General features: G+C 60.3%; 1 protein-coding gene. It reads right to left on the bottom strand.

Features of this window, described 5'->3' with window-relative positions:
• The coding region (locus GUI43_RS35235) for a calcium:cation antiporter (RefSeq protein WP_502322470.1) at positions 1 to 461 on the bottom strand (461 nt) is incomplete at both ends.

Raw genomic sequence — 461 nt, forward strand, 5'->3', positions numbered from 1 at the left:
AGCGCCGAGCCAAGCGACAGATTGAGGCTGGTTTGCAGATGATTGCGGCTGGCGGCGCGTACGGCGGCCAGCCCCTCCGGCAGCAGCACCACCGCGGCGATAATCACGCCCACCAGCGAAGCCGGTGCGCCGATAGAGGCCACCATGCCTTCCACCGCCGGCGAGAGCGATTTGGCCAGCAACACCACAATCGCCAAGCAAATCAGCAAAAAGCCCAGGCTGGTTAAGGTCACTTTCAGCGAGGGCGGCGCGGCATGATGGTGGCCGTCTTCATCATCATCGGCCAAAAAATAATCGCGGTGGCGCACGGTTTGCACCATGATAAACGCGCTGTAGAGCACCAGCGAAGCAATCGCCACAAAAATCAGCTGGGCATCGTTATAGGTGGGGCCGGGCGTGCTGGTGGTGAAATTGGGCAGCACCAGCGTGAGCACCAAAATCGACACCAACACAATCAGCGC

The sequence above is a fragment of the Micromonospora noduli genome, assembly GCF_003264365.1.
In the GTDB taxonomy this organism is placed as follows: Bacteria; Actinomycetota; Actinomycetes; order Mycobacteriales; family Micromonosporaceae; genus Micromonospora; species Micromonospora noduli.